At 62.5% G+C, this 3982-nt stretch carries 1 protein-coding gene; it reads right to left on the bottom strand.

Features of this window, described 5'->3' with window-relative positions; genetic code table 11:
• A partial coding sequence (locus tag EOC06_RS20975; RefSeq protein ID WP_206631222.1) for a phage tail tape measure protein occupies positions 1 to 3982 on the bottom strand: 3982 nt, incomplete at both ends.

Below are 3982 nucleotides of genomic sequence, written 5' to 3' on the forward strand. Positions count from 1 at the left end.
TGCCAGATCGGTGAACAGCGTGCCCATGGAGTTGGCGATACCGTCGAGCGCCTGGCCCCAGGCCGCGCCGGCCTTCTGAGCCGACGAGATCATGTTGCCGTTGGCGTCCATGAGACCGTTGCGCTGCATCCAGGCGCGGTTGGCCGCCTCGATTGCGTCCTTCAGCGTCATTTCGGTCTGGGCCGCCGCCGTGGTGTCGGCGGTAGCCTGGCGACGCACGCCGGTCAGGGACTGCTCGACCGAGTATTGACGCTCCTTCAGCGCCTGGACCATTTCGCTGTTGGCGCCGTACTGCTGCTCGGCGGCCGACACCTGCTGGAGGATGTAGGCGTGGAGCTGCTCGAGCTGGTTCAGGCGCTCTTGCTGAGCGGCCTGCTGCTGGAGCTGCACGTCGTGCTGGGCGCCCTGGACCTGGGCATCGCTGAACTTGTTCGCGTAGAGCGGGTTCTGCATCGCAGCGAGCCTGGCCTGGGCTTCCTCCAGGGGCTTGAACTCGAGGTTCTCGATCGACTGCTGGTAGCGGTCCAGCAGCGTGATGATCTTGCCGCTCAGGCCGGAGTTCAGCTGATCCTTCAGGGCCGTGAGGCGTTCGTCGAAATCATCGGTGCCCTCGTTCGTCTTGGTGAAGGCGTCGATTTCCTTCTGAGCCATGTCGGCCCATTTCGACTTCACCTGATCAATGATCGACTGGAGAGCCTGTGGGTCCTGGGCCTTCGAGGACTGGACCATGAGGGTGTTGATCTGGGCTTCGAGAGCCTTGGCCTGACCGTCGAGGAGCTTGGTGATCCGCTTGGTCTGGTTCGTTTCGGCCTTCTTCGAAAAATCCCTGACGGCGTCATCGGACTTCTCGGTCAGGTTGTCCGTCTCGGTGGTCAGCGCGTCGTCGGCCGCATCGATAGGTTTCTGGACAAGGCCCTTGACCTTCTCCAGGTGGACTGCGGCCTTCTGGTAGACCATGTCGACGAACTGCGAGGCAGTCTGCTGGAGGTTACCGCCGTTGCCAGTGACCACACCCTGCCCGAGCAGAGTGGCAGCATTTGCATTCGGGTTTGCAGTGGCCTTCTCATAACCAGCTTGGCCGAGCAGGTGTGAGCCGTAATAGTCCTTGAAGGACAGCTGCGTGGACCCGAGCGCCTTCTGGGTGCGGAGCATGTCCTGGATGCCGGCGAAGATCTGCATGTCGACGCTGCTGCGGTCAGCCGGCGTCAGGCCATGGCTGGCCCAATTGTCGTCCGTGTTCTGATAGAGGCCGGCGGCGCTCGACAACGGGTTCTTAGCGGTCGGTTTGAACTGGCTCTCGAAGGACGCGACGGCGAGCGCGATCTGCGCCGGGATGCCGGCCTTGTTGGCAGCGTCGATAATCTTCCGCTGGATGTCGGATGCGTCGGCGGTCGGGAGACCACCCACGGCGAACGACCCGAAGTCATCGCCCACCGAGATGCCCGCGATCTGGCCGGCGAGCTGCTTGGCCTTCGCGTTCAGCTCGTCGAGCTTGGCCTTGACCGCCTTGATGGCTTCCTCGGTCGACTTGTTGTCGATCGACTGGACGAGATTTGCCATCTCGTCCTGAACGCCCTTCAGCTGATCCTTGAGGTTGCCTTCGAACGCCTCGTTGGCTTTCTCCGCCAGCGCTGCCCGCTTCTCGATGACCGACCCGATGAGATCGTCCCGGCGGTCTTTCTGCTGGTCACGGATCTTCCGCTTGGCCAGTTCGAGGTCGGCGTCGTTGTCACCGACGTTCTTGTCGGGATCGGCGTCGAATGCATCCTGCTCCAGCTTGGCCAGCTTGCTGTCGAGCGCGTAGAGCTGGTTTTCCAGGAGGTCGACCTGACGCTCATTCGTGGCGTCGGCGAGCTGCTTCTTCGTGGCGGCGACTTGCTTCTCGATATCCTTCTGGCCCTGCTCCAGCATGTAGCTCTGGAACTTTTTGAAGGCCTTGATCGAGCCCTCGGCGCCCTTCTTGAACGCACCCTGCAGGCCAGCCAGGTTGGTCTGGATCTCACTGCCGTCCAGTGCGTCCTTGATGTCCTTGTCGCTGAAATCGCCCGAGGCGCGCATCTCGTCGGCCGCGGTCTTCAGCTCGGCATTGATCTTCTCGATACGCTGGTTGAGCTCGGCCTCGAGTTGGTCATAGGCCGCCTTGGTCTGCTCGATCGGCAGATCGGCGCTGATGATCTCGCCCAATCGGCCCTGCAGATACTTGTTGGTGTCGCGGGCGGCTATGTCGGCGTTCTGGTAGCCCTTGGTGCTCGCGAGCGTAGCGCCGGCCTGCTTGTCGACCTGGACATTGCGATTGGCCTTCTCCGCGTCGATCTGCACCAGGTACTTCGAGAGCGGGTCGTAGCCTTCCTTAAGCGTCTTCAGGAAATTGACGTCCTTGCGGAGAGAGACCAGCTGCTCGTTTTCCTCGGGAGACAGGTCGCTGCCGATGCCCATGAAACCGCTTCGGTCGTTGAGCGGCTTAATCTTCCGCTCAGTGGCATTGATCATCCGCTCAATGATGACTGACAGTGCCTGGGCGCGCTGCCCACCAACCTCGTCGATACCCTTCTGATGGGTGGACAGTTCAAACGCCTCGGCGACGTCCTTGCCGAACCGCTTGGCAATCTCATCGTTGAAGACGCCCTGTTGATTGGCGTAGATGGTACCGCCGTTTCCGAACCGGTTGGAGGCCGCCTGCCGAGCGATCCATGCACCCTCGCCATTGGCCTGATCGGTGGCCGCATTCTTGAGGATGGCAATCCGCTGGTCGATCTTGTCGACGAGCAAACCAAATTGGTCAGGCAGGCCGTTGACCATCTCGGTCTTGAGGTTCTGCATGGCCTGGATCAGGTCCGCGACCGAGGCGGTGGAGGCATCGATCTCGCCGGTCAGCTCCTGGAAGCTCGACAGCACTTCCATGATCTTGGTCTTGCGCAGGACCTCGCTGCCGTTGTCGAGGTTCTTCTGTTTCAGGGCCAGGTCGTCCATGGCCGCAGACAGGCTGGTGATCCGGTCGTTGGTGTTGTCGACCGACGCCTGATAATCGTTCTGTTCGGCTTTCAGCTGGTCCAGCGAGGCCTGCACGCGGCCCGCAGTGTCGGCGTATGCCGTCAGGAGCTGAAGACCGGTGATCAGGACGGTGGCGCCCAGGAAGAGTGGGTTGCCCAGCGTGGCGGCGCGCAGGGCCACCATCGCGCCGGTTGCTCCGGTCGCCGCCGCCCCGATACCGATCAGCCCAGCAGCCAGCCGGCCCAGCTTGACCAGGATCATGGCCGACACCATCGTGGCGAAGGCAGTGCCAACAATCTCGACCAGCGGGCCGAGCTCGCGCAGCCATGCAAGGACGCCGGCGCCAACTGACACGGTGCTCTGAAGTGTACGGAGGAACGGCTGGAAAGCCGTGTAGACCAGCGCGCCAAGGTTCGAGCCAAAGTTCCTGGCGGTGTTGGCGAGAGACTCCATCTGGGTCTCGTTCGCCTCGGCGGCAGCGTTGGTCAGGATGAAAGACTGGCGGAGCTCCGACATGGTGTCGAGGTTGTTCGACAGCGCGGTGTAGGCCGCGGCGGCGCGCACCTCCAGGCCACTAAAGGCGCTCGACGTGTCGAAGCCGGCGTTCTTGAGGTTCTCCAGGACTCCCGAGAGACCGTGCGACTTAATGTCGATGTCGTCCAACGACAGGCCGAGGCGGGAGAGCTCTGCCTTCAGGTTCTTCGAAGGCGTGATCAGATCCACGAGCAGCTGTCGCATGCCAGTGCCGATGGTCGAGCCGGACTTGATGCCTGCGTTGGCGAGCGCGCCCACGGCGGCGGTCAGTTCGTTGTAGCTGATGCCCACCGTCGCAGCCGTGTTACCGGCGTACTGCATGGCGGCCGACAGCTGGTCCAGGGTCAGCTTGCTCTCGTTCAACGCGGCGGTGTAGACGTCGGCCAGATGGCCGGCCTCGCCTGCCTGCAGGCCGAAGATGTTTAGGGAGGTCGTGACGAGGTCGACGGCGTCCTTC

Source organism: Mesorhizobium sp. M7A.F.Ca.MR.362.00.0.0, assembly GCF_004023175.1.
In the GTDB taxonomy this organism is placed as follows: Bacteria; Pseudomonadota; Alphaproteobacteria; order Rhizobiales; family Rhizobiaceae; genus Mesorhizobium.